Genomic DNA, 25,100 nt, shown 5'->3' with positions numbered 1-25,100 from the left:
GGCCCGGTCGGCCCGGGCCATGCGGCGATCAGGCCTTCTTGAGCGAGGCCGCGACGGGCAGCTTGCGAATGCGCTGCCCGGTCGCGGCGAAGATCGCGTTGCACAGCGCCGGCGCGATGCCCGACGTGCCGGGTTCGCCGATGCCGCCCGGCTCATCCTTGCTGGCGACGATGTGCACTTCGACCTTCGGCGCTTCGTTCATCCGCATCATCCGGTAATCGCCGAAGTTGGTTTGCACGACCTTGCCGCCTTCGAGCGTGATCTCGCCCCACAGCGCCGCCGTCAGGCCGAACACGATGCCGCCCTCCATCTGCGCCACGATGCCGTCCGGGTTGACCGGCTGGCCGCAATCGAGCGCGCATACCACGCGGTGCACGATCACGTCGCCGTCCGGCCCCACCGACACTTCGGCGACCTGCGCCATGTAGCTGCCGAACGCGAACTGGGCGGAGATACCCCGGCCTACCTTGCGGCCGGCCACTGCCTTCATCGGCTTGCCCCAGCCCGCTTTCAGCGCGGCCAGGTTCACCACGCCCAGCAGCCGCGGCGACTTGTCGAGCAGCGCGCGGCGGTAGGCCACCGGGTCCTGCTTCGCGGCGTGTGCCAGCTCGTCGATGAAGCTTTCGACGACGAACACGTTGTGCGTCGGCCCCACGCCACGCCAGAACGCGGTCGGGACCGGCGGCTCGTGGCGCACATATTCCACGCGCAGGGCGGGAATCTCGTACTGCAGGTCGGCGGCGCCCTCGACGGCGTCGGGGTCGACGCCGTTCTTCACGGCCGGTGGCGCGAACCGCGCCATGATCGACGACCCCGTCACGCGGTGGAACCAGGCTTGCGGCATGCCCTTGCCGTCCAGCCGGGCGGCGATGCGGTCCACGTAGTAGGGGCGGTACATGTCGTGCTGGATGTCTTCCTCGCGGGTCCACACGAATTTCACGGGGCCGGGCTTGGCCTGCGCCTTGGCAAAGGCCACGGCCTGCGTCACGTAGTCGACTTCGAGCCGGCGACCGAAGCCGCCGCCCAGGTAGAAGTTGTGCACTTTCACCTTTTCGATCGGCAGGCCGGTCAGCTTGGCCGCGGCGCCCTGCGCCAGGCTGGGCACCTGGGTGCCGCAATACAGGTCGCAGCCATCGGCGCGCAGGTCGACGGCGCAATTCATCGGTTCCATCGTCGCATGCGCGAGGAACGGTGCCTCGTAGATGGCCTCGATCTTGCGGCCATCCTTATCGTCGCCTTCGAGCGCCTTCAGCGCGTTGCCTTCGTCGGTCGCCACCGCGCCGGCAGCCTTCGATTTTTCCATCATGTCGGCCACGATCGAGGCCGTGGTCACGCCGGCGTTCGCGCCGAAGTCCCATTGCGGCGCCAGCGCGGCCAGGCCCTGCTTCGCCGCCCACATATTGGTGGCGACGACCGCCACCGCGCTGCCGATCTTGAGCACCTCGCGCACACCCGGCACGGCCAGCGCCTTCGGGTCGTTCGACGCGATCAGCTTGCCGCCGACCACGGGGCACGCGGCCACGGCGGCGATGCCCATGTCCGGCAGCTTCACGTCGATGCCGAACTGCGCGCTGCCATCCACCTTCGGCGGCGAATCGAGGCGCGCATGCTTCTTGCCGATCAGCGTGTACGCGCCCGGGTCCTTCAGCGTCACCGTTTTCGGCGCTTCCAGCTTCGCGGCGGCATCGACCAGCTCGCCATAATGCAGCGTCTTGCCGGCGCCGTTCGTGACCGCGCCGTTCGCCACGCGCAGCGTATGGGGTGCGACATTCCATGTCTGTGCGGCGGCCTGCACGAGCACCGTGCGGGCGGCGGCGCCCGCTTCGCGCAGCGGCTTCCAGGCGCCGCGGATCGACGTCGAACCGCCCGTCACCTGGCCGCCCAGCAAGGGATCGCTGTACAGGTTGTTGTCGGCTGGCGCATGCTCCAGTTTCACCTTGGCCAGGTCAACGCCCAGTTCCTCGGCGATCAGCATCGGGATCGACGTGTACGTGCCCTGCCCCATCTCGACCTTGTGCATGATCAGCGTGACCAGCCCTTCGCGGTCGATGCGGATGAAGGCGTTCGGCGCCAGCCCCGGCGCCACTTCCGAGACGGCCGTGGCGGCATGGCCTACCGCTTTTTCCGGCGGCGCCTCCTGGCGGTCGTTTTCCTTGCGGTTGCAGCCGGGCAGCACGAAGGCCACCAGCAGCCCGCCCCCGGCGGCGGCGCCCACGCGCAGGAAGCGGCGGCGGCCGCGGGAGATGTCATCCATGTTTCCCATCGCGTCCCCCTTCATTTGGCCACCGCCTTGACGGCCGCCGTGCCCGCCGCGATCTTGATCGCGGTGCGGATCCGGCCATAGGTGCCACAGCGGCAGATGTTGCCGGACATGGCGTTGTCGATGTCGGCATCGCTCGGCTTCGGCGTCGCGGCCAGCAGCGCGGTCGCGGCCATCACCTGGCCGGACTGGCAGTAGCCGCACTGCACCACGTCGATCTGGCGCCACGCATCCTGCACCTTCGCGCCCACCGGGTCGTTGCCGATCGCCTCGATGGTGACGATCTTCTTGCCGGCGGCGGCCGATACCGGCGTGACGCACGAGCGGATCGCCTGCCCGTCGAGATGCACGGTACAGGCGCCGCACAGCGCGACACCGCAACCGAACTTCGTGCCGGTCAGGCCGGCCACGTCGCGCAATGCCCAGAGGATGGGCATATCGTCGGGCACGTCGAGCGCAGTGTCGGTGCCGTTGATGTTGAGGGTGGGCATGCGGGCTCCTTCTCTTGATGTTGGGGGGTACAAACGTGGAACTATAGGGCAATGGGCGCTGCCTTGTCGCCCCGATGATAGACTTTGCCGTCGACTTTGCTCGATTTTTATCGATTTTGCTGTTTCCGCCGCCAATCAAACTCCCGTTAGAGATGACCGACCGCCGCCGCTTCCTGATCAATGCCCCGCTCGGCCTGCTGGCCGCCACAAGTGCCGCCGGCACTGCCATCGCCGCCGAGCCGCCTGCCACCGCAGGCGCCCCTCCCACCTTCGGTGCGCTGCCGTCCGCCGGACCGCAGGTATCGCCGGCCACGTTCGCGGAAGCGGAAAAGCTGGTGCAGGTCACGCTGACACCGGCCCAGCGCCAGATGGCCGCGCAAGCCTGGCCCACCACGCTGGCCGGCCTGACCGCACGCCGCACCGGCCCGAAGAAGGTCGCCATCGACGACAACGTGGTACCGATGTCGCGCTTCGACCCGGTGTTGCCGGGCCAGAAGGCCGGTCCGGCGCGGGCCCGTTTCGTGCGCGGGTTCGCCGATGCCGGCCCGCTGCCGGCCAGCGATGCCGACATCGCCTACGCCAGCGTGGCGCAGCTGTCGCGCTGGATCGAAGGGGGCAAGCTCACATCCGAACGGCTCACGCAGATCTATCTTGCCCGCTGCCGCCAGTTCGATCCGCGCCTGCGCGCGATCATCACGCTGCTGCCCGAAGCGGCGCTGGAACAGGCTCGCGAGGCCGACCGCGAAATCGCCGCGGGCCGCTACCGCGGGCCGCTGCACGGCATCCCCTATGGCCTGAAGGATTTGCTCGACACGGCCGGCATCGCCACCACGTGGGGCGCCGAACCGCTGAAGGAGCGCACGCCCGTCACCGACGCAACCATCGTCACGCGCCTGCGCGAAGCCGGCGCCGTGCTGCTGGCCAAGCTGTCGCTGGGTGCCCTGGCCATGAACGACATCTGGTTCGGCGGCCAGACGATGAACCCATGGCTGCCCGAGGAAGGCGCCTCCGGTTCCAGCGCCGGCCCCGGCGCGGCGATGGCGGCGGCACTGGTGGCGTTTACGATCGGCAGCGAAACGGGCGGCTCGATCGTCAGCCCCAGCACGCGCTGCGGCGTGACGGGCCTGCGCCCCACCTTCGGCCGCGTGCCGCGTACCGGCGCGATGACGCTGTGCTGGTCGCTCGACAAGCTGGGCCCGATGACGCGCTCGGTGGAAGATGCGATGCTGGTGCTGCAGGCGATCGCCGGCCCGGATGCCGGCGACGTGGCCAGCGTGCCCGCCAGGCTCGATTTCGACCCCGCCATGCCGGTGCGCGGCCTGCGCGTGGGCTACCTGCCCGAGTGGATGAAGGATGGGACGGACGTCGACCGCGCCGCGCTGGCGCTCGCGCAGAAGGCCGGCATGAAGCCGGTGCCGGTGGCGCTGCCGGACTGGCCGTACGGGTCGCTGAACACGATCCTGTTCGCCGAAGCGGCCGCCGCGTTCGAGGAGTGGACGTTCTCCGGCAAGATGGAAATGCTGTCGGAACAGACGCCGGACGCGTGGCCGAACCTGCTGCGCGAAGCCCGCTTCCTGTCCGCCGTCGATTACGTGCAGGCCGACCGCATGCGCCGCATGGTCGCGCAGCGCATGGCCGACATCTTCCGGCAGATCGACGTGATGCTGGTGCCATCGCTGCGCGACGAGATGCTGGTGATCTCGAACCATACCGGCCACCCTTCGCTGACCTTGCGCACCGGCTTCGTGCAGGTGAGCGAGGCGCGCAGCGACTGGGCCCCCCACCCCGCGCGCCCGCTGCCGAAGTTTTCTCCGCCGCGGCGCGTGCCGCATGGCGTCACGCTGGTCGGGCGCCTGTTCGACGAAGGCACGCTGGCGCGCGCCGGCATGGCCCTGGAACGGCTGGCCGGCGTGGCGGGCGAGCGCCCGCCGGGTTTCTAGGCCCGCGTCACGACATCCAGGCCAGGCGAGCCATTGGCGGATCGCAGTGGGCCGCCGCTCACTTGTCGATCTGCTCGTCCTCGGCTTGCGCTTCCTCCATGGCCTGCGGTTCGAGGTGTTCGGCACCGATATTGAGCCGGATGAAGATGCCCCATGCCACCAGCAGCCCGGCAGCACACAGCCCGATCACGCCGGCGTGGGGCAACAGTTCCGGATGCCCGTGCAGCGACTGGAAGGCCGATACCAGGCATTCGATCGACAGCGACACGACGACCACGACAAGAAAGCGCGACAGGAAGCGCCGGACCCGTGTCGGCGTGCTGGTGCTGGCTTCGCGCTGTACCTCTTCCTCCAGCACGGTCTGCCCCAGTTCGAACGACGCGACGGCGATCGTCAGCAGGCCGACGCATTCCAGCACGCGCACGAAGCGCGGCGGCGACTCGGCTTCGATGACGACGGTGAGCGCATGCCACAGCTCCCAGGCGGCCATGCCCACCAGCGCGACACCGCATAACAGGAAGAATACCGCGATGGCGATGTGGCCGGCACCAAACAGTTTATGCAAGATTTTCATAATTTTCATTAATAAGGATATGCGGCAATATTCGCATGCCGTTCTCCGGACAGTCGCACGCGAGCGCAGGCGCGGCTGTAAAATCACTACAGCAATACATTTCCAGGATCGCCATGACACTTCCCGTTCTGCTCAATCTCGCCGCCGCCCTGCTCCTGCTGGCATTCCTGTACCGCCAGCAGCGCCGGCATGCCACCTTCACGGTGCGCGTCTTCACCGCGCTCGGCCTCGGCGTGGTGTTCGGCGCGGTACTGCAGGCGCTGTATGGCGCGGACAGCGCCGTCGTCAAGACCACGGGCGAATACCTGGACATCGTCGGCACCGGCTACGTGAAGCTGCTGCAGATGATCGTCATGCCGCTGATCATGGTATCGATCGTGGCGGCGATCCTGAAACTGCGCGACGCGAAGTCGCTGGGCAAGATCAGCGCGCTGACGATCGGCACGCTGATGGCCACCACCGCCGTTGCCGCGGCGATCGGCATCCTGATGGCCAAGCTGTTCGGATTGTCCGCGGCGGGGCTGACGTCGAGCGCGGCCGAAGTGGCGCGCGGCGCCTATCTCGAGGGCCGGCTGGCCGACGCGCAGGCGATCTCGCTGCCGAACATGATCCTGTCGTTCATTCCGGCCAACCCGTTCCTCGACATGACGGGCGGGCGCAAGACGTCGACGATCGCCGTCGTCATCTTCTCCGTGTTCGTCGGCATCGCCGCGATCGGCATCGCCGACAAGAAGCCGGAATTGTTCGTGTCGTTCGACCATGCGGTGAAAGTGGCGCACGCGATCGTGATGCGGATCGTGACACTGGTGCTGCGCCTGACGCCCTACGGCATCTTCGCGCTGATGGCCCAGGTGGTCGCCACGTCGAGCTATGCCGACATCCTGGACCTGATCGGCTTCGTGGCCGCATCCTACTGCGCACTGCTGCTGATGTTCTGCGTGCACCTGGCGATCGTGGCGGGCACCGGGCTCAATCCGCTGCGCTTCGCGAAAAAGATCCTGCCGGTGCTGACGTTCGCCTTCACGTCGCGCAGCAGCGCCGGCGCGATCCCCATGAACGTGCAGACGCAGGTGCGGCGCCTGGGCACGCCGGAAGGCATCGCCAACTTTTCCGCCTCGTTCGGCGCCACGATCGGCCAGAACGGCTGTGCCGGCATCTATCCCGCCATGCTGGCGGTCATGATCGCGCCCACCGTCGGCATCGATCCGTTCACCGTGTCGTTCCTGCTGCCGCTGCTGGCCGTGGTGACGATCGGTTCGGTCGGCGTGGCCGGCGTGGGCGGTGGCGCCACGTTTGCCGCGCTGATCGTGCTTTCCTCGATGAACCTGCCCGTGGCGCTGGCGGGCCTGCTGATCTCGATCGAACCGCTGATCGACATGGGCCGCACCGCGCTGAACGTTTCCGGCGCCATCACGGCCGGCACCCTGACCTCGCGCGTGATGGGCGAGACCGACGTGGCGATCTTCGAGAGAGACGACGAGGCCGAAGCCGATATCGAATCGGAAACCACTCCCGCCTGACGGGGTACCGTACAGGGGGCCACGGAAGCGCCGGAGCGGCCGCGCGCGGTTGGGCGACCATCTCGCGCCATCGTTTTGTGGTTTCGTCTAGTATTCGCAAACCGAAATACCAAGACGGACGGCGATGGAACAAAAATGGCCTCAGCAGATCTGGATCGTACGGCACGGGCAAAGTGCCGGTAATGTCGCGCGCGAAGCGGCCGAAGCCGCATCGCAGTTCCTGATCGATATTGCCGAGCGGGACATGGACGTGCCATTGTCCGAGTTGGGCGAACGCCAGGCCGCGGCGCTGGGCCAGTGGTTCGGCGCCCTGCCGCCCGAACAACGGCCGAACGTGGTGCTGTTTTCACCCTATGTGCGGGCCCGCGAGACGGCGCTGGCGGTGGCGAACCAGCTCGATCGCGAGGAACTGCTGGCGGTCGTGACCGACGAGCGGCTGCGCGAAAAGGAATTCGGCATCGTCGACCGGCTGACGCCGCTGGGCATTGCCGACAAGTTCCCCGAACTGCACGAACAGCGCCGCCACGTGGGCAAGTTCTACTTCCGGCCGCCGGGCGGCGAAAGCTGGTGCGACGTGATCCTGCGCCTGCGCAGCGTGCTCGACATGATTACCCGCGAATACCGCGGCGAGCGCGTGCTGATCGTGGGGCACCAGGTGATCGTCAACTGTTTCCGTTACCTGCTCGAGCGCATGGATGAAAGTGCGATCCTGGCCATCGACCGCATGGCCGATGTGCCGAACTGCAGCGTCACTTCCTACCGTTTCGATCCCGCTGCCGGCAAGCGGGGCAAGCTCGTGCTCGACCTGGAAAACTTCGTTGCACCGCTGACGTCGACCGGCACCCCGGTGACGAAAAGCAAGGACCAGCCGGCCGCGCCGAAAGCATGATGACAGGAGCATCCATGACAACCGAGATCACCGCCGGCACGTTACGGGAATGGGCGCTGCCCGAGCCCTCGTTCGACGACGACAAGGAAGGCCGCGGCCATGTGCTGGTCATTGGCGGTTCGCGCGAAATGCCCGGCGCCGTGATGCTGGCGGCGACCGCCGCCCTGCGGGCCGGTGCCGGCAAGCTGACCATGGCCACGGCGGCCTCGGTGGCGCCCCTGGTCGCGGCGGCGATTCCGGAGGCGCGCGTGATCGGGCTGGCTGAAACGAACGGCGGCGGGTTCACGCTGGAAGCGGCGCGCCGGCTGGGCGACCTGGCCGACAAGGCCAGCGCCGTGCTCGTGGGCCCCGGCATGCAGGACGATGCCGCCACGGCGGAACTGGTGCACGCGCTGCTGCCGCGCTTTGCCGGCACGCCGATCATCCTCGATGCGGCGGCGATGGGCGCGGTGCGCGCACAGGGCGAACCGCATTTGCTGGAAGAGCCAAAGGACATGGAACATTTCCGCTTCCGCGAGGCGGTGCTGATGACACCCCATGCGGGCGAACTGTCGCACCTTACCCGGCGCGACAAGAAACAGATCTGCGACGCCCCGCTCGAGGCGGCGCAGGAGGCCGCACGGCGCTGGAACGCGATCGTGGCGCTGAAAGGCGCCACCACCGTGATCGCTGCGCCGGACGGCCGCCAATGGCAACACCAGGGCGGCAATGTCGGCCTGGCGATTTCGGGCTCCGGCGATACGTTGGCGGGCATCATCGCCGGCCTCGCGGCGCGCGGCGCACCGCTGGAACAGGCGGCCGCATGGGGTATCGCACTGCATGCATCCGCCGGGGAACAGCTGTCGATCCGGTATGGCGTGCTGGGTTACCTGGCACGGGAGATTTCGGCCGAGATTCCGGCCCTGTTGCGTACGCTTGCCCCAGCCTGAGGGGACGGCGGCTATTACTATCAGGCACATCACGAACCGGCAACCATCCTGGCCGTCTAACGATACCTGATGGGTTCGCCAATTTATCCACTGAAAGGAGTCGAAATGATCAAGCTGAGTAAATCGTCCGCACTGATCCTGGCCGCAGTGCTGGGTACCGCCGCACTGACCGGCTGCAAGAACCGCGATGCGGACCAGCCGGCACCAACCGATACGACGGCACCGGCCGTGACGCCGGATACGAGCACCACGCCGGCCGCACCGGCCACGCCGCCGGCCAGCGGCACCAGCGGCGACATGGGCACGACGGGCGGCACCTCCACCATGCCGTCCGATACCACCACGCCACCGGCCGATACCACCACCCCCCCGACCGATGGCGCCACCACGGCCCCGGGCACCACGGGCGGCACGGGCACCACGCCGAACCAGTAATCCGGCAGACGTCAAAAAGCCGGCGCCTCTTGCGAGGCGCCGGCTTTTTTCATGGCAAGGCCAGTGTCGGTCAGAACTTGTAGTTGTACGCCACGCCGACCATGTTCATGTGCGTGCTCCACGTGCCGCGCGTGGTTTCGCCGTTACCCGTGCAAGTGAGCAGGCCCGGGCGGCAGTTGTTCGTGTACGCGCCGTTGGCGTCCTTGAAATCCAGGTACGTGTAGGCCACGTCGACCGACGAATTCGGCGACAGTTTCCAGTTGGCGCCGAACGACAGCTGGTTGCGGTCCGAATCCGGCAGCGCGGCATGACGCAGCTCGTCGCTGCGCACCGGCGCTTCGTCGTGGGCGATACCGGCGCGCAGCAGCACGCGGTCGTTCAGCTTGTAGTTGGCGCCGAGCGCCACGCGTACCGTGTTCTTCCACTGCTGGCGGATGACCAGGTCGCCGTTGTCGGTACCCAGGAACTCGATGTTGATGTTCTGCATGCGCGAGTTCTTCGTCCAGGTCACGTCGAACATGCCTGCCCAGCGGTCGTCGAACTCGTGGTAGCCGTTCACGGACAGCGTTTCCGGCGTACGCAGCTTCACGCGCGCGGCGGAGTCTTCATGGTGCGACGCGGCTTCGATGACGCCGTTCACGACGCGGTCGCTGGTGACGGTGGAGAAGTCCCAGTCGGCGCCGCCGCCCAGCTTGTGGTCGATGTGCGAGCGGTAGGCGATGCCGAAGCGGGTGCCCGGTGCCGGCTGGTACAGGTAGCCGATATTGAAGCCGTAGCCCCAGTCCTTGCCTTCGACTTCAGCACGTCCGTCGCTGATCGAGGCCAGTGCGGCCGGGTTGCCACCCAGCGCCACGATCTGGCGGATCAGCGCGGCACCGGTGCCGGCTGCCTGCGACGCGGCGACCGAGCCCGGCACGTCCACGTTCTGGCCCAGGCTGGCCTTCATGAATTCGGCGGTCACGCCGAAGCCGATCGAGTGGCGCTCGTTGATCTTGAAGGCCACCGACGGGTTCAGCGCGATCGCGGTCAGCTTCATGTCGGTCAGCGCATAGCGGCCGGCCCAGTCCCAGTCATACGACAGGTTGGCGCCATACGGCACGAACATGCCGAAACCGGCGGTCCACTGGTCGTTGATCTTCTGGCTGTAGTACAGCGAAGGCGCCGCCACCGCGGTCGGCGCGTAATCGTCCTGCAGCTTCTGGCCGCCGGTGCTGCCGCGCGTGAAGCGGGTCGAGCCGCTATCGGAATACGTGGAATGCGGTACCAGGCCGGTGACGCCGGTCATGAGCTGGCGGCCTTCCAGGCGCGACAGGCCGGCCGGGTTGGCGAATATGGTGGAGGCATCGGCCGCCTCGGCACCGTTGGCCTCGGCCGAACCTTGCGACGACACGCTCTGCGAGCCGAAGCGGTAGCCGGATGCGCCGGCCGTCGTGGACACGGTCGCCACGGCGGCCGCAATAATCAGGGTCAGATATTTTTTATTCACGGTAGTCTCGCTGTCTATTCTTACCATTCAGGTTATTGCCTCCCAATAAGTTCCGGGATTGCGTTGGCGAGCATACTACACCACGAGAAATTTTGATACGAGCGTTCGCTTTCTGCATTGCAACATGTATCAAATCAGCTTTCGTAACAATTTGCTTGATGAATCCGCTAGACAGAAAGCGTCTTTTGGGCTCAATTTCCTCCTAACAACTATTCTGACAGTCACCCGCAATCTGCCGGGCGATCCCGTTTTCACGGCAGTTCAGGCGCCATCCAAAAAAAAAGGGGCCGCTTGTGGCGGCCCCAACGGAGAAAGACAGTGTGATCAGGCGGCTTCGGCCATCGGCGGCGGGGTTTTGTTGCCCCGGCCGGTGATCTTGTGGACGCCCTTGATGATGAAGCGGTAGACCAGGCGCACGAAGGTCAGCGCCAGGATTGCCTCGATGAACGTCAGCACGCCGGCAACCGCCACGTTCCGGCGCTCGGCGCGGCGGTTGAACTTCGCGAACATGCGGTCGCGGGTGATTTCGATGCTGTCGTAGAACGTCGGCACCATCAGCAAGGTCAGCACGGTGGAGGTGATCGTGCCGCCGATGATCGACACGGCCAGCGGACGGTAGAACTCGCCACCTTCGCCATGGCCGATGGCCACCGGCAACATGCCGGCGATCAGCGCGAACGTCGTCATCAGGATCGGGCGCAGACGCATGCGGCCGGCATACATCAGCGCATCCTCGCGGCCGTAGCCCTCTTCCTCGCGCTTGCGGGCCGCATCCAGCAGCAGGATCGCATTCTTTGCGACCAGCCCCATCAGCATGATCACGCCGATCAGGCTCATCAGGTTGATCGTGCCCTTCGTCAGCAGCAGCGCGACGACGACGCCGATCAGCGACAGCGGCAGCGACAACATCACCGCCATCGGGGCCGTGAACGACCCGAACTGGATCACCAGGATCAGGTACATCAGGCCGATACCGGCGACGAGCGCGATGCCCATCTGCGTGAACACTTCCTGCATGTCCTTGCCCGAACCGGCCACGGCCAGGCCGTAACCCGGCGGGAAGTCCATGGACTTGGCCAGCTTCATCGCATCGGCCGTCACCTCGCCGGGCGAGCGGCCCTGCACGTTGGCGGACACCGAAATTACCCGCTTGCCATCCTTGTGCTGGATCTTGGCCGGGCCCTTGCCCATCGTGACGGTGGCGATCTGGTCCAGCGGCACCATCAGGTTCGTGCCGGACACGGCGATCGGCAGCCGCTCGATGTTCAGCGCGTTGGTACGGTCTTCCGGCGCCAGGCGCACGGCCACGTCGCGCGTTTCGCCCGTCGGGTCGACCCAGTCGCCCACTTCGATACCGGCGAAGGCCACGCGCAGCGCCGAAGCGGCGTCGCCGGCACCGATGCCCATCGAGTTCGCCAGGCCACGATTGAGTTCGATCTGCAGCTCATCCTTCGGATCCTGCTCGGACAGGCTGACGTCGACCGCGCCCGGCACCTTCTTCAGCTCGTCCATGAACTTGCTGGTCAGCTCCATCAGCTTGCGCGAATCCTCGCCCATGAACTCGATCTGCACGGGCTTGCGGGCACCGTTGTTCAAGTCTTCGAGCACCGTGTATTCGGCGCCGACCAGTTGCGCCAGCTTTTCACGCAACTCCTTGGCGACGTCGGTGGCGGAACGGTCGCGCTCCTTCTTCTTGCCGATGTCGACATAGATGCGGCCGCCCGTCAGGTTGACGTAGGTGCTCGTCGCCTTGGTTTCCTTGATGGAATGCGCCATCTCGGCCGCCTTCAGCATCTTCAGCTTCGAGTACTCCAGGCTCGACGACGATGGCGTGCGCACGTCGATCATGATGGTGCCGAAGTCCGTGGTCGGCAGGAACGAGCCGCCGCCGAATTTCATCTGCAGGCCGATGGCCGCGACAAAGCTGGCGATGGCGATCGCGGCCATCCAGCGGCGATGGTGCAGCGCCCAGGCGATCACGTTGCCGTAGCGGTCGGCCTGGTGGTCGAACCAGTTATTGAAGCGCTGCAGCACTTTTTCAAAGCCCTTGCGCGGCGCGTCGTGGTGGCCTGGCGGGTCGCCCCAGTAGGCCGACAGCATCGGATCGAGCGTGAACGAGATCAGCAGCGAGACGGCCACGGAGGCGGTCACGGTCAGCGCGAACGGCCGGAACCATTCGCCGGTGATGCCCGGCATGAACGCCACCGGGATGAACACGGCCATGATCGAGAACGTGGTGGCGGCTACCGCCAGACCGATCTCGTTGGTGCCGTTGATCGCGGCGGTGCGGCGGTCGGAGCCCATCTGCATGTGGCGCACGATGTTTTCCCGCACCACGATGGCGTCGTCGATCAGCACGCCGATGGCCAGCGACAAGCCCAGCAGTGTCATGAAGTTCAGTGTGAAGCCGCACAGCCACACGCCGATGAAGGCGGCGATCACGGAGGTGGGCAGCGACAGCGCCGTGATCAGCGTGGAGCGCCACGAGTTCAGGAAGGCGTAGACCACGAAGATCGTCAGGCCGGCGCCCAGCACCAGCGCCTCGATCACGTTGTTCAGGCTGCTTTGGGCATCCTCGCCGCCGTCGTTGGTGATTTCCAGCGTGGTGCCCTTCGGCAGCGTGGGTTCGATCTCCTTGACCATCGCATGGATCAGCTTGGACACGGACACGGTCGACGCGTCGCGCGAGCGGATGATCGAGATGCCCACGTTGGGCTGGTTCGAACGCATCGACAGGCCATTGACCTCGGCAAAGCCATCCTCGATCGTGGCCACCTGGCCAAGCCGCACCACCTCATCGCCATTGCGCTTGACCACCACCGCCTGGAACTCCTCGGGCCGTTCGATGCGGCCCACCAGGCGGATGCTTTTCTCGTCCAGCGCGCCGCGCAGCTTGCCGACCGGCGCATTCGTGTTCTGCATGCGCAGCGCGTTGGTCACGTCGGTGATCGACACATTGTATTCGCGCAGCTTCTCGGCCTTGAGCAGCACCGACAGCTCGCGCCGCAATGCGCCATCGACATTCACGGTGGCCACGCCATCGATGCCGCGGAATTTCTCGGCCAGCACGTCCTCGGCCAGGCGCGAGATCTCGGCATGGCTCTGCGCCGTGGACGACAGCGACAGCTGCATGATCGGCTGGGCCGACGTGTCGATGCGCTGCAATACCGGCTCGCGCATCTCGATCGGCAGCTTGTAGCGCACCGAGGCGATCGCGTTGCGGATATCGTCCGACGCTTCGATCAGGTTGCGCTCGAAGGTGAACTTGATCAGGATCGTGGCCGAGCCTTCGGCGGCCGTGCCGTTGATTTCGGTGACGCCGGTAATGCTCTGCAGCGATTTCTCGATGCGGTTCAGCACTTCCCGCTCGACCGTCTCGGGCGAGGCGCCGGGGTACGGAATGGCGACGACGATGAATGGGATCTCGACGTCCGGATCCTGGTTGACGCGCAGCTTGCTCAGGGCCAGCAAGCCGACGCACATCAGCGTGAGGATCAGCACCACCGTGGCGACGGGGCGCTTGATACTGAAATTGGAAAGGAACATGGTTCGGTATCCTGGGCTCAGTTGCCTTTGTTGGCGGCGGTGCCGCTGGCCGATGCGACGTTCTTCGCCGCGGTCAACTGGACCGGCTGGCCGTCCTGCACGGTAGAGCCGGGAGCGCGCAGCACGGTATCGCCGGCGGCCAGCCCCTTCGTGACCTGCCACTGGCCGGTGCGCTCGTCACGCGAGCCGATCGCCAGGCTGACCTTGGTGAGCTTGTTGTCCTTCACGCGCCACACATAGCGGTCGTCGCCGGCCTGCACCATGGCGGACTCCGGCAGCATCAGCGCGTCGGACGTTTCCGCTTCCACGCGGCCCTCGGCATACAGGCCGGCCACGCGCGGCTGTGCCGTGCCGGCGAAGTCGACCAGCACTTCGACCTGGCGCGTGACAGCGTTTGCAGCCGGGTCCACGCGGCGCACCTTGCCCTGGAAATTCTGGCCGGGGTAGCCGTTGACGCGGAACAGCACCGGCTGGCCCACCTTGACCACGCCGATCTTGTCGGCGGATACCAGGCCTTCGAAGCGCATGCTGTTCGGGTCGATCACCTTGATCAGTTCCTTGCCGATCTGCGCGGTATCGCCATTCGACACCTTGCGGTCGCTGACGATGCCATCGAACGGTGCGCGCACCAGCGTGCGGTCCAGTTGCTGGCGCGCACCCACGGCACGCGCCCTTGCCGCGGCCAGTTCGCTTTGCGCGGTGTTCAGGCGCACCTCGGCATCTTCCAGCGCCTGCATCGACGTCATGCCCGATGCGCGCAGCGTCTTGTTCCGTTCGAGCATGCGCTGGGCCTGGTCGACGACCTGCTTCGCGTTGCGCATGCTTTCTTCGCTGGACGAGAGGCTGTCGCGGATCGACGTGTCGTCTAGCCGCACCAGCAGGTCGCCCTTCTTGACCGGCTCGCCGTTTTCCTTCAATACCTGCAGCACGATGGCCGATACCTCGGCGCGCAGGTCGGCACGGCGTTCCGGCTGGATCGAGCCGGTGATGACGGGGCCGGACGCCAGTGCATTGCTGTGCACGGTGAGCAGGTCTTCCGGTGCGATCAGAAGCCTGGCTGTCTTCTTTTCCTCCCCTTTCGCGGCCCCATCGGCACCGGGTGGTTTTCCGCAGGCGACGAGGCTCGTGGCGACGGCGAGAGCGATCAAGGTATTTCGCAACATGAAGATCTCCGAGAGTTTTGGACTGCTGAGCTTATTGAAGTACAGCTTATTGAACCGCGTTATATTTTTTGTATCAGGGGAGCGTCGAGTATGTCCAGTGCGGCAGGCAGTGTCAATTCACGCGGAGCCAGACTGCGGGAATAAGTGGCTGGACTGCTGAAATAGGCGGACAGACTGCGGGACAGACCGCGGGACTAACTGCAGAGACGTTTCGGACCACCCATCGACCGGACGAACTGGACAATATGCGGCAGGCGCCCGGCTCCCATCCTCCCGGCATTCCATTGCGATCAGCCCCGGCCGAACAGCGCATGCACCAGGTGGCCGATCGCGATGCCGGTCGCCAGGCCGCCGCAGATCTCAACGACCGTGTGGCCCATCCGTTCCCGCAGCCATTTGTGCGCCGGCTGCCCGTCGGACAGCCGGTTGATCGCGGCCGCCTGGCGGCCGACGTGCTGGCGCAGGCTGTTGGCATCGATGATCACGATGAAGCACAACGTGACCGCCACGCCGAACGCCGGATGGCCGATCCCCTCGCGCAGCGCGATCAGCGTGGCCATGCTGGATACCACGGCACTGTGATTACTGGGAAAGCCGCCATTGCCCACCAGGTTGAATGCCCACTTGCGGGCACGAACACTATTGATCAGGAATTTGATGGGACCGACGGTAATCCAGGTGAGCAGCGGCGTGACGAGGTAGGCAATATCCATGAGTAACTTTCGAATTCCTTTTTGGCAATTCTTCATTATCGCAGAAGCTGGCTCCCCGAAGGAAGCGGCTCAAGTAAAATCGCCGGACGCTTATTTCAAAACCAATAAAACATTTCAAAGAAGGATGGGGCATGAAGCATTTCAGGATTTCAATCATCGTTACGGTGGTATTGATGATATTGGCCGGCTGGTGGGGCTACAGCCAGCGCGGCATCGCCGGACTGCTGTCCGCCCTGTGGATCACCGGCGTCCTCGGCATCATGGAAGTGTCGCTGTCGTTCGATAATGCGGTGGTCAACGCCTCCGTGCTGAAAGACTGGAACGCGTTTTGGCAAAAACTGTTCCTGACCGTGGGTATCCTGATCGCCGTGTTCGGCATGCGGCTCGTGTTCCCGCTGGCCATCGTTTCCGTTGCGACCGGCCTCGACCTGTTCCAGGTATGGACCATGGCCACCACGCAACCGGCCGAGTACTCGCGCCACCTGATGAGCGTGCATGCCGAGGTGGCGGCATTCGGCGGCGCGTTCCTGCTGCTGGTCTTCCTGAACTTCATCTTCGACGAGGAAAAGGACGTGCACTGGCTCGGCTGGATCGAGAAAGCGGCCGTGAAGATCGGCACCGGCAGCCTGTCGGTACTGCTGGCGCTGCTGGCGATCCTGCTGTGCGTGGAACTGGTCGAGGAAACCCACCGCTTCGCCGTGCTGTATGCCGGCATCACCGGGATTGCGATCTACCTGGGCGTCAGCTGGCTGTCCGGCCTGCTGGAAGAGAAAGAGCACGACGGGGAAGGAAACGGCGAACTGGGCAAGGCGGTGCAGCGCGGCAGCATCGGCGGCTTCCTGTACCTGGAAGTGCTGGATGCCTCGTTCAGCTTCGATGGCGTGATCGGCGCGTTCGCGATCACCAGCGATGTCGTCATCATCATGCTGGGGCTGGCGATCGGCGCCATGTACGTGCGTTCGCTGACCGTCTACCTGGTGCACAAGGGCACGCTGGACGAATTCATCTACCTGGAACATGGCGCCCACTACGCGATCGGCATCCTGGCGGTGATCATGCTGGCCAGCGTCAAGTACCATGTGCCGGAATGGTTCACCGGGCTATCAGGCGTGGCCTTCATCGTCGTGTCGCTGTACTCGTCGGTGAAGTACCGCAAACAGATGGTGAAATAACTTGCACATGCAGTAAGATCGCCACATTTCAACTCTGACTAGTCCGCCATGATTCGACGCACCCGACGTAATCCTTTCCTGATCCTCCTTGGCCTGCTCGTGGTGGCCGCCCTGCTGTTCTGGATATGGGCCATGGCAACGCTCAACTTCTCCTACTCGGAAGGCGAGCGCAACGGCTTCCTGCAGAAATTCTCGAAAGTGGGCTGGTTCTGCAAGACGTGGGAAGGCGAAATGCTGCTGACCTCGATGCCGGGCGCGATCCCGGAGAAATTCCACTTCAGCGTGCGCGACGACGCCGTCGCCGCCCAGCTGTCGGCCGCCATGGGCAAGCGCGTGACGCTCACGTATGCCCAGCACAAGGGTGTGCCGAGCAACTGCTTCGGCGAGACCGAGTACTACATCGAGAAAGTGGCGATCCAGTAAGCAGGGCCAGGGAGCCGGTACCGCCACCGGTTTCCACCCAGCAAAACAGGGGACGCAAAATAGGGGACGGACCCTGGTTTTCAGGAAATTTCCTTAAAACCAGGGTCCGTCCCCTGTTTTTTTCAGCACCAACACTGGGACATAGCGGATTGCCGGACCCGTGGTTCTAGGAAAGGTTGCCTGGAAACCAGGGTCTGTCCCCTGTTTTTTATGCCTCCAGCTTGCGCTGCACGGCGTTCAGTGCGCGCTGGGCGGCTTCGTAGCGGGCGGTTTCCTGTTCCAGCAGCGCCTGTTTGGCGGCGGCCAGCGCGGCGGTGGTATCGGCAGCCTTGCGCTGCATGTCGGCGTGGGCACGGGCCGCGTCCAGCAGCGACTTCTGATGGGCAGCCTTGTCGCGCGCGGCGGCGGCGGCGGCCGATTCCAGCATTTCACGTTCACGCAGCATGGCGGCAGCGGCCAGTTCGGCGTCGGCGCGTTCGCGCGCCGTCGAGGCGATGGCGATTTCCGATGCCATCCGGCTTTCGATGGCGGACGCGGTTTCCTCCTCGGCCATGGCGGCGGCGCGCTGTTGCGCCGTTTGCTGTTCCAGCAGCGCCAGCGCGGCTTCCTCGCGGACGATGAATTCGCGTTCGGCGTCGATCTGGGCCTGCACGGCGGCGGCCTTGGCCTGCTCGGCGCGGGTGCGCTCGCGGTGCACTTCGGTCAGCTCGGCACCGAGGCGGGCCTGGGCGGCGGCTGCTTGGGCCGACTCTTCCTTCTGCTGTACTTCGATGTCGCACTGCTCGGCCATCATGGCCAGCGCGGCGGCTTCGGCGCGTTCCACCTCGGCGCGACGGGTTTCGGCGGCGGCGTTGCGGGCGAACGCTTCGGCCTGCTCACGTTCGGCGGCGGCGCGCGCTTCGGCGGCGGCGGTGGCGCGTTCCTCTTCCATGAGCCGCTGCTTCAGCGCGGCGATCGCCTCTCCTTCGGCGGCGGCGCGGGCGCGCTCGGCGGCCAGCAGGCGCTCGGCGGCAGCGGCCTTTTCGCGCGCCAGCTCGTTGGCGGCATCGAGCGCCGCCGCATGCTCGGCCAGCGTGGCCACTTCGGCGCTTTCCGCATCGTTCTTCGCCCGCGCCAGTTCGGCAGCGGCGCGCGACAGTTCGGCCCGTTCCTCGGCCAGCCGGGCAGCGCGCTGTTCTTCTTCGGCGGCGGCATTGGCGGCGGCGACGGCGGCCTGTTCGGCCTGCTGGCGGAGCTTTGCCTGCTCCATGGCATGGCGCTCGGCGTCGAGCTTGCCGCGCGCCTCGAACTCGGCCTGCTGTTCCGCTTCGACACGGCCCATCGCCACCGCGTGCAGTTCGCGGTCGGCGGCGATGCGCGCTTCGGTGGCGGCCATGATGCGCGCGTCGGCATCGCGCCGGGCTTGTGCGGTGGTGGCCGCCATTGCCTCGAGGCGTTCGCGGTGCTGGGCGGCGTCGCGGATTTCCTTTTCGGTCTGCAGGCGCAGGTGCAGCGACAGCGCCGCGCTGCGGTCCGACTCGGCCTTGGCCAGCGCGATCGCCTCGCGCTCCTGCTCCAGGTGGGCGAGCGCACGCGCCTCTTCGGCCGCGTGCACTTCGGCAGCGGCGCGGGCAAAGGCCGATTCCAGCGCCACCCCGTCGGCGCGTTCGCGCTGGCGGGTCGCTTCCAGTGCTTCGGCTTCGGCCTGGGCCAGTTGCTGGGCGGTCTGGCGCGCGGAATACGCCTGGCGCTCGCGTTCGCGGGCCAGTGTGGCCATGCGCGCATCGGCGGTGGCGATGCCGATCACTTCTTCCTTCGCGGCCTGCACGGCGGCCACGCGTTCAGCGGCCTGCAGGCGCGCTTCGTTCGTCTGCTTCTTCAGGTCCTCGGCGGCGAGCTCCGCCTGTTCGGCCAGGTGTGCCTCCGCTTCCATCTGCTCGGCGGCGCGCCGGCGGCTTTCCTCCTCGGCGCGGGCACGCGTCTCGGCGGCCTGGCGGATCTGGTTGTCGGCTTCCACCCGGGCGCGCAGCTCGGCCGTTTCCTGCTTGACGGCTTCCAGCTTGGCCACGCTGGCCTGGGCGGCGGCACGCAGGCTTTCCAGCCGCTCGCGGTTGGCGGCGATCACATCTTCGGCGGCCTGGGCATTCTGCAGCGCGACGGCGGCCGCGGCGGTATCCATCGCGGCGCGGTCCTCGGCCAGTGACCGGGCGCGCGATTCGGCATGCGCGCGGCTCTCGGCGGCGCAGGCGGCCTTGGCTTCGGCTTCCACGCGCGCGATCGCCTGCTGGATGGCGCGCATTTCCGCTTCGGCACGGTTCGGCGTGCCTTCGCCACCTGCCGGTTCGGCCGGTTCGGCCAAATCGTGGTCTTCCTCGTCGGCGGAATAGGCGATGTGCAGGGGTTGGACCAGTTGTGCTTGCATGACAGTCTCGCTCGAGGGTTGCGGGATTTCCGAGCTGCCATTATCCCGGCCGTTCGCGCGCGGCCAGCGGTCGATCAAAGCGGGTTTTCAGTGCCTGTTCGAGGGTTGTATCAAACCGGCCACAGCGGCGGCTCATCCATCAGCGCCACCTGCTCGCGCAATTCCAGGATGCGGTCCTGCCAGTAGCGTTGTGTATTGAACCAGGGGAACGCGGCGGGGAATGCCGGGTCGTCCCATCGCCGCGCCAGCCAGGCGGCGTAGTGCATCAGCCGCAGCGTGCGCAGCGCTTCCACCATGTACAGCTGGCGCGCATCGAATTCGGCGAAATCCTCGTAGCCGGCCAGGATATCGGACAGTTGCCGCACCATCTCGTGGCGCTCGCCCGACAGCATCATCCACAGGTCCTGCACGGCCGGGCCCATGCGGGCATCGTCGAAATCGACGAAATGCGGGCCGGCATCCGTCCACAGCACGTTGCCGCCGTGGCAGTCGCCGTGCAGGCGCAGCAGCGCCACATCGCCGGCGCGCTCGTAGCAGCGGTGGATGCCGTCCAGCGCCTGGTTGGCCACGCTGCGGTAGGCGTCGACGAGTTCCGGCGGCAGGAAGCCGTTGGCCAGCAGGTAGTCGCGCGAGGCGATGCCGAACGTGTCGATGTCGAGCGCGGGCCGCTCGGCGAACGGCCGCGTGGCGCCCACGGCATGGATGCGGCCGATGAAGCGGCCCGTCCATTCGAGCACCGCGGGGTCGGACAGTTCGGGCGCCCTGCCGCCGTGCCGCGCGAATACGGCAAAGCGGAACCCGTTGAAGGCATGCAGCGTGCGCCCGTCGAGCGCCAGCGGCGGCACGACGGGGATTTCCCGCGCGTGCAGCTCGGCCAGGAAGGCGTGTTCCTCGAGGATGGCGGCGTCGCTCCAGCGCGCCGGCCGGTAGAATTTGACGACGACCGGCTTGCCATCCTCGATGCCCACCTGGTAGACGCGGTTTTCGTAGCTGTTCAGCGCCAGCAGGCGCCCGTCGCCGAACAGGCCGACGGCCGCCAGCGCGTCGAGCACGCAGTCCGGGCCCAGCGCGGAGAATGGATGAGTAGATGGAGTCGTCATGCCGCCATTGTAAGGCGGCGGCGCTCGCCGCGGCATGGCGACCCGCCCACAACGCGCGTATACTATCGGATTACCTTAGAAGAAAGCACATCCATGCAACTCGACCAGCCCCTCTCCGAAAAAGAACTCGACGACCTGGACCAGTTCCTGCTGGGCGAGCGCACGCCCGAGGATGCGATGACGCTCGACCACCTGCACGGCTACATGACCGCCATCGCGATCGGCCCGGAAACCATCATGCCGGCCGAGTGGATCCCGCGCATCTGGGGCGACGACGGCCAGCAGGCGCCGAAATACAAGAACGAAAAGGAAGCGGACCGCATCTTCAACCTGATCATGCGCTTCTATAACGAAGTGACGATCACGTTCGAGGTGGCGCCGAAGGAATTCGAGCCGCTGTTCGTCGAATACGAGGAAGATGGCAAGCCGCTGATGAACGCCGAAGCCTGGTGCTGGGGCTTCTGGGAAGGCATGGAGCTGCGCCCCGGTTCGTGGGACGAGATCTGGGATTCCGAGATCGGCGCCCTGATGCGCCCGATCTACCTGCTGGGCGCCGACGAGATCGAGGAAGAGGAACTGCCGGAAGTGGAAGATCCGGTCAAGGCGCACAAGCTGGCGCTGGAGATCGAGGCGAACCTGCCGGCGATCCACAAGTTCTGGATCCCGCGCCGCAAGGCACCGGTCACCACCGTCAAGCGCGAGGAACCGAAAGTGGGTCGCAATGACGATTGCCCTTGCGGCAGCGGCAAGAAGTACAAGAAGTGCTGCGGCGCGGAAGCGCAGTAAGCCGCCCGGGCCGGACTGCATCGCGGCCGGCCCCTTGCTGCTTTACGGCTGGCGCATCACCGCTTGCGCATCACAGATTGCGCATCACAGCTTAATGAAGTGCTCGCGGTAGTACTTCAGTTCCTCGATCGATTCGAGGATGTCGGCCAGCGCGGTATGCTTCTGGGCCTTCTTGAAGCCGGACACCACTTCCGGCTTCCAGCGCCGGCACAGTTCCTTCAGCGTGGACACGTCGATGTTCCGGTAGTGGAAGAACGCTTCCAGCTTGGGCATGTAGCGCACCATGAAGCGGCGGTCCTGGCCGATCGTGTTGCCGCACATCGGCGCCTTGCCGGCCGGCACCCACTGCTTCATGAACGCGATCAGTTCCGCTTCGGCCTGTTCTTCCGTGATCGTGGACGCCTTCACACGGTCGATCAGGCCCGAGCGGCCATGCGTGCCCTTGTTCCAGGAATCCATCGCGTCGAGCGTGGCATCGGACTGGTGAATCGCCAGCACGGGGCCTTCGGCCAGCACGTTCAGGTGCATGTCGGTGACCACGATCGCCACCTCGATGATGCGATCCGTATCGGGTTCCAGGCCCGTCATTTCCATGTCGACCCACACCAGGTTCATTTCATTGGGGCGCTGCTGCGGCGTGGCGACAGGTGTGGTGACGGAAGTATCGTTCGCTTGTGACATAATTCTCTCTTGGCCTAACTAAACCGCCATTTTCTCACAGGCACCGAATGTCTTCACACGCGTTTTCACTATTGTTTGTGGCGTTTTTGACGCTCACGCTGGCCGTGCGCTTCTGGCTGGCGTCGCGCCAGCTGCGGCACGTGCTCGCCAATCGCAGCGCGGTGCCCGCCGGATTTTCCGAGAAAATTCCGCTGGCGGCGCACCAGAAGGCGGCCGACTACACGCTCGCGCGCACCAAGTTCGGCATCGTGACCATGTTCATCGAGGCCGCGGTGCTGGTGGGCTTCACGCTGCTCGGTGGCCTGCAATGGCTGTCGGTGGCGGTGTTCGGCCTGACCGGCGGCGGCATGGCTTACCAGCTCGGCCTGCTGGTGGCGTTTGCCGCGATCTCCGGGCTGATCGACGTGCCCATCGACTGGTACCGCCAGTTCCGCCTGGAACAGCGCTTCGGTTTCAACAAGATGACGCCCGGCCTGTTCGTTGCCGACATGGTCAAGGGCCTCGGGCTGGCCGTGGTGCTCGGCCTGCCGCTCGCATGGATCGTGCTCACGCTCATGGCCAGCGCCGGCGAACTGTGGTGGCTGTATGCGTGGTTCGTGTGGAGCGGCTTCCAGCTGCTGATGATGGTGCTGTTCCCCACCGTGATCGCGCCATTGTTCAACAAGTTCACGCCGCTGGCCGATGAAACCCTGAAAGCGCGCATCGAAGGCCTGATGGGGCGCGTCGGCTTCGCGTCCAAGGGCCTGTTCGTGATGGACGGCAGCAAGCGCAGTGCGCACGGCAATGCGTATTTCTCGGGTTTCGGCGCGGCCAAGCGCATCGTGTTCTTCGATACGCTGCTGGCCCGCCTGGCGCCGCAGGAAATCGAGGCGGTGCTGGCGCACGAACTGGGGCACTTCAAGCTCCGGCACATCGTCAAGCGCATCGGCCTGATGTTCGCGCTGTCGCTGGCATTCCTGGCGCTGCTCGGCTGGCTGAAGAACCAGGTGTGGTTCTACACGGGCCTGGGCGTGTCGCCGCTGATCGCCCCCGGCCAGGGCAACGATGCGCTGGCGCTGATCCTGTTCATGCTGGCACTGCCCGTGTTCACGTTCCTGCTGGGGCCACTGGCCTCGCTCAGCTCGCGCAAGCACGAGTTCGAGGCCGACGCTTTCGCGGCGCGGCACACCGATGCGCGCGACCTCGTGTCCGCGCTGGTCAAGATGTACGAGGATAACGCGTCCACGCTGACGCCCGATCCGCTGCATTCGGCTTTCTACGATTCGCACCCGCCGGCATCGATCCGCATCGAGCACCTGAACCGGTACCTGGACGGGCATGCGAATCCACATGCAGGGACGGCACACGCATGATCACGACCGCGGATCAATTGCGCGCGCTGCGCTGCGCGCACGCCACCGAGCCGCTGGATGCGGCCGAAGCGGCACGCCTGCTGGCGCTGCTGGACGGCTGGGCGATCGATGGCGGCCGGCTGGCGCGGGCCTATGCGTTCGCCGACTATTACCAGACGATGGCATTCGTGAACGCCATCGCCTATATCGCACACTGCGAAGACCATCACCCGGAACTGGTGGTGGGTTACAAGAACTGCGTGGTGCGTTTCGAAACGCACTCGGTGAAAGGATTGTCCCTGAACGATTTCATTTGTGCCGCCAAGGCGGACGTGCTGGTAAGGGTGGCGGGCCGCCCATGAAGAAGGAACAGCGCACTGGCCTCATCATCGCGGCCCACGGCCGCCACTACCTGGCCGAAGCGGACGGCACCCGGCTGCAATGCGTCACGCGCGGCAAGAAAACCAACGTGGCGGTCGGCGACATCGTCGACCTCACGCTGACATCTCCCGACCAGGCCGTCATCGACCGGATCCAGGAGCGCAAGACGCTGCTGTACCGTTCCGACCAGTACAAGTCGAAGCTGCTGGCGGCGAACGTGACGCAGCTGTTCATCGTGGTCGCCACGGAACCCGGCTACACCGACGACCTGGTGTCGCGCGCGCTGGTCGCCTCCGAGGCCGCCGGCATCGCCGCGCGGCTGATCCTGAACAAGGTGGACGTTACCGAGAACCTCGCGCACACGCGCCGGCGGCTCGAGATGTACACGGCAATGGGCTACCCGGTGCACGAAGTGTCGGCCAAGGGCCGGCCGCAGGAAACCGTCGACGCACTGGCCCCGCTGATGGCCGAACAGTCGACGATCCTGATCGGCCAGTCCGGCATGGGCAAGTCGTCGCTGATCAACCTCCTGATTCCCGACGCCGACATCGCCACCCGCGAAATCTCCGCGGCGCTCGACACCGGCAAGCACACCACCACGTTCACGCGCCTGTACCACCTGGACAGCCGCGCCACGGTGATCGATTCGCCCGGATTCCAGGAGTTCGGCCTGTACCACCTGTCCGAAGGCATGCTGGAACGGGCGTTCCGCGATTTCCAGCCTTACCTGGGCGGCTGCAAGTACTACAACTGCCGGCACCTGCAGGAACCGCAATGCGCCGTGCTCGATGCGGTACGGACCGGCAAGATCGCGAAGTTGCGGCACGAGCTGTACGGGCAGTTGCTGCACGAGTCGGCGCAAACCCTTTACTGATTGGC

Annotated in this window: 21 protein-coding genes; 11 read left to right on the top strand and 10 right to left on the bottom strand. The window is 65.8% G+C overall.

Annotation, left to right across the window (positions count from 1 at the left end; genetic code table 11):
* Window positions 1-28: 28 nt before the first annotated feature.
* Entirely contained in the window at window positions 29-2,254 is a 2,226-nt protein-coding gene (locus tag ACY65G_RS26925; RefSeq protein ID WP_465000358.1) for a xanthine dehydrogenase family protein molybdopterin-binding subunit, read from the bottom strand.
* 20 nt (window positions 2,255-2,274) lie between these two features.
* A complete protein-coding gene (locus ACY65G_RS26920; RefSeq protein ID WP_465000357.1) occupies window positions 2,275-2,751 on the bottom strand; it encodes a (2Fe-2S)-binding protein in 477 nt (158 codons plus the stop codon).
* Window positions 2,752-2,903: 152 nt separating this feature from the next.
* On the opposite strand from ACY65G_RS26920, the gene ACY65G_RS26915 reads away from it, so the two are divergent.
* On the top strand, window positions 2,904-4,691 hold the full coding sequence (locus ACY65G_RS26915) for an amidase (RefSeq protein WP_465000356.1): 1,788 nt from the start codon (window positions 2,904-2,906) through the stop codon (window positions 4,689-4,691).
* Between the two features lie 58 nt (window positions 4,692-4,749).
* On the opposite strand, the gene ACY65G_RS26910 is transcribed toward ACY65G_RS26915, so the two are convergent.
* The gene (locus ACY65G_RS26910; RefSeq protein WP_465000355.1) at window positions 4,750-5,265 is read right to left on the bottom strand and encodes a hypothetical protein; all 516 of its coding nucleotides are present in this window, start codon (window positions 5,263-5,265) and stop codon (window positions 4,750-4,752) included.
* Window positions 5,266-5,378: 113 nt separating this feature from the next.
* Between ACY65G_RS26910 and ACY65G_RS26905 the strand changes: the two genes are divergently transcribed.
* The 4 genes from ACY65G_RS26905 to ACY65G_RS26890 all read left to right on the top strand — a co-directional run bounded on the left by ACY65G_RS26905 (window position 5,379) and on the right by ACY65G_RS26890 (window position 9,038).
* The gene (locus ACY65G_RS26905) at window positions 5,379-6,785 is read left to right on the top strand and encodes an L-cystine transporter (RefSeq protein WP_465000354.1); all 1,407 of its coding nucleotides are present in this window, start codon (window positions 5,379-5,381) and stop codon (window positions 6,783-6,785) included.
* Between the two features lie 124 nt (window positions 6,786-6,909).
* Entirely contained in the window at window positions 6,910-7,674 is a 765-nt protein-coding gene (locus ACY65G_RS26900) for a histidine phosphatase family protein (RefSeq protein WP_465000353.1), read from the top strand.
* A gap of 14 nt (window positions 7,675-7,688) precedes the next feature.
* Window positions 7,689-8,603 (top strand): NAD(P)H-hydrate dehydratase, encoded by a 915-nt coding sequence (locus tag ACY65G_RS26895; protein ID WP_465000352.1) that lies wholly within the window; start codon window positions 7,689-7,691, stop codon window positions 8,601-8,603.
* 105 nt (window positions 8,604-8,708) lie between these two features.
* Window positions 8,709-9,038, top strand: coding sequence for a hypothetical protein (locus ACY65G_RS26890; RefSeq protein WP_465000351.1), 330 nt, complete (start codon window positions 8,709-8,711; stop codon window positions 9,036-9,038).
* Between the two features lie 70 nt (window positions 9,039-9,108).
* On the opposite strand, the gene ACY65G_RS26885 is transcribed toward ACY65G_RS26890, so the two are convergent.
* The 4 genes from ACY65G_RS26885 to ACY65G_RS26870 form a co-directional block, all read right to left on the bottom strand.
* Window positions 9,109-10,524 carry an OmpP1/FadL family transporter gene (locus tag ACY65G_RS26885; protein ID WP_465000350.1) on the bottom strand — a complete coding sequence of 472 codons (1,416 nt, stop codon included), beginning with the start codon at window positions 10,522-10,524 and terminating at the stop codon, window positions 9,109-9,111.
* A gap of 324 nt (window positions 10,525-10,848) precedes the next feature.
* The gene (locus tag ACY65G_RS26880; protein WP_465000349.1) at window positions 10,849-14,070 is read right to left on the bottom strand and encodes an efflux RND transporter permease subunit; all 3,222 of its coding nucleotides are present in this window, start codon (window positions 14,068-14,070) and stop codon (window positions 10,849-10,851) included.
* A 17-nt stretch (window positions 14,071-14,087) separates the two neighbouring features.
* Window positions 14,088-15,233: an efflux RND transporter periplasmic adaptor subunit gene (locus tag ACY65G_RS26875; protein WP_465000348.1), complete on the bottom strand. Its 1,146-nt coding sequence runs from the start codon at window positions 15,231-15,233 to the stop codon at window positions 14,088-14,090.
* 290 nt (window positions 15,234-15,523) lie between these two features.
* Window positions 15,524-15,946 carry a divergent PAP2 family protein gene (locus tag ACY65G_RS26870; RefSeq protein WP_465000347.1) on the bottom strand — a complete coding sequence of 141 codons (423 nt, stop codon included), beginning with the start codon at window positions 15,944-15,946 and terminating at the stop codon, window positions 15,524-15,526.
* Between the two features lie 131 nt (window positions 15,947-16,077).
* Here ACY65G_RS26870 and ACY65G_RS26865 point away from each other — a divergent pair, with 131 nt between their 5' ends.
* On the top strand, window positions 16,078-17,118 hold the full coding sequence (locus ACY65G_RS26865) for a DUF475 domain-containing protein (RefSeq protein WP_465000346.1): 1,041 nt from the start codon (window positions 16,078-16,080) through the stop codon (window positions 17,116-17,118).
* Between the two features lie 48 nt (window positions 17,119-17,166).
* The gene (locus ACY65G_RS26860; protein WP_465000345.1) at window positions 17,167-17,541 is read left to right on the top strand and encodes a hypothetical protein; all 375 of its coding nucleotides are present in this window, start codon (window positions 17,167-17,169) and stop codon (window positions 17,539-17,541) included.
* Window positions 17,542-17,749: 208 nt separating this feature from the next.
* On the opposite strand, the gene ACY65G_RS26855 is transcribed toward ACY65G_RS26860, so the two are convergent.
* Window positions 17,750-19,942, bottom strand: a complete 2,193-nt coding sequence (locus tag ACY65G_RS26855; protein WP_465000344.1) for a coiled-coil domain-containing protein — start codon at window positions 19,940-19,942, stop codon at window positions 17,750-17,752.
* 110 nt (window positions 19,943-20,052) lie between these two features.
* Window positions 20,053-21,042, bottom strand: coding sequence for a serine/threonine protein kinase (locus ACY65G_RS26850; RefSeq protein ID WP_465000343.1), 990 nt, complete (start codon window positions 21,040-21,042; stop codon window positions 20,053-20,055).
* A gap of 93 nt (window positions 21,043-21,135) precedes the next feature.
* On the opposite strand from ACY65G_RS26850, the gene ACY65G_RS26845 reads away from it, so the two are divergent.
* Window positions 21,136-21,828 carry a UPF0149 family protein gene (locus tag ACY65G_RS26845; protein ID WP_465000342.1) on the top strand — a complete coding sequence of 231 codons (693 nt, stop codon included), beginning with the start codon at window positions 21,136-21,138 and terminating at the stop codon, window positions 21,826-21,828.
* An 84-nt stretch (window positions 21,829-21,912) separates the two neighbouring features.
* Here the strand turns inward: ACY65G_RS26845 and orn are convergent, their stop codons facing one another.
* Window positions 21,913-22,509: an oligoribonuclease gene (orn, locus tag ACY65G_RS26840; RefSeq protein ID WP_465000341.1), complete on the bottom strand. Its 597-nt coding sequence runs from the start codon at window positions 22,507-22,509 to the stop codon at window positions 21,913-21,915.
* Window positions 22,510-22,556: 47 nt separating this feature from the next.
* Between orn and ACY65G_RS26835 the strand changes: the two genes are divergently transcribed.
* From ACY65G_RS26835 to rsgA, 3 genes are read left to right on the top strand one after another with little or no spacing between them, the layout of a single operon-like run.
* Window positions 22,557-23,861: a M48 family metallopeptidase gene (locus ACY65G_RS26835; RefSeq protein ID WP_465000340.1), complete on the top strand. Its 1,305-nt coding sequence runs from the start codon at window positions 22,557-22,559 to the stop codon at window positions 23,859-23,861.
* Entirely contained in the window at window positions 23,858-24,202 is a 345-nt protein-coding gene (locus ACY65G_RS26830) for a 4a-hydroxytetrahydrobiopterin dehydratase (RefSeq protein WP_465000339.1), read from the top strand. The genes ACY65G_RS26835 and ACY65G_RS26830 overlap by 4 nt, the downstream gene beginning before the upstream one ends.
* Window positions 24,199-25,095: a ribosome small subunit-dependent GTPase A gene (rsgA, locus tag ACY65G_RS26825; protein WP_465000338.1), complete on the top strand. Its 897-nt coding sequence runs from the start codon at window positions 24,199-24,201 to the stop codon at window positions 25,093-25,095. Before ACY65G_RS26830 ends, rsgA begins: the two co-directional genes overlap by 4 nt.
* Window positions 25,096-25,100 lie beyond the last annotated feature (5 nt).

The organism is Pseudoduganella sp. jia 12 (genome assembly GCF_055502675.1).
Note: the sequence above shows the minus strand (reverse complement) of the source record. Positions and strands in the feature narration are given on the sequence as shown.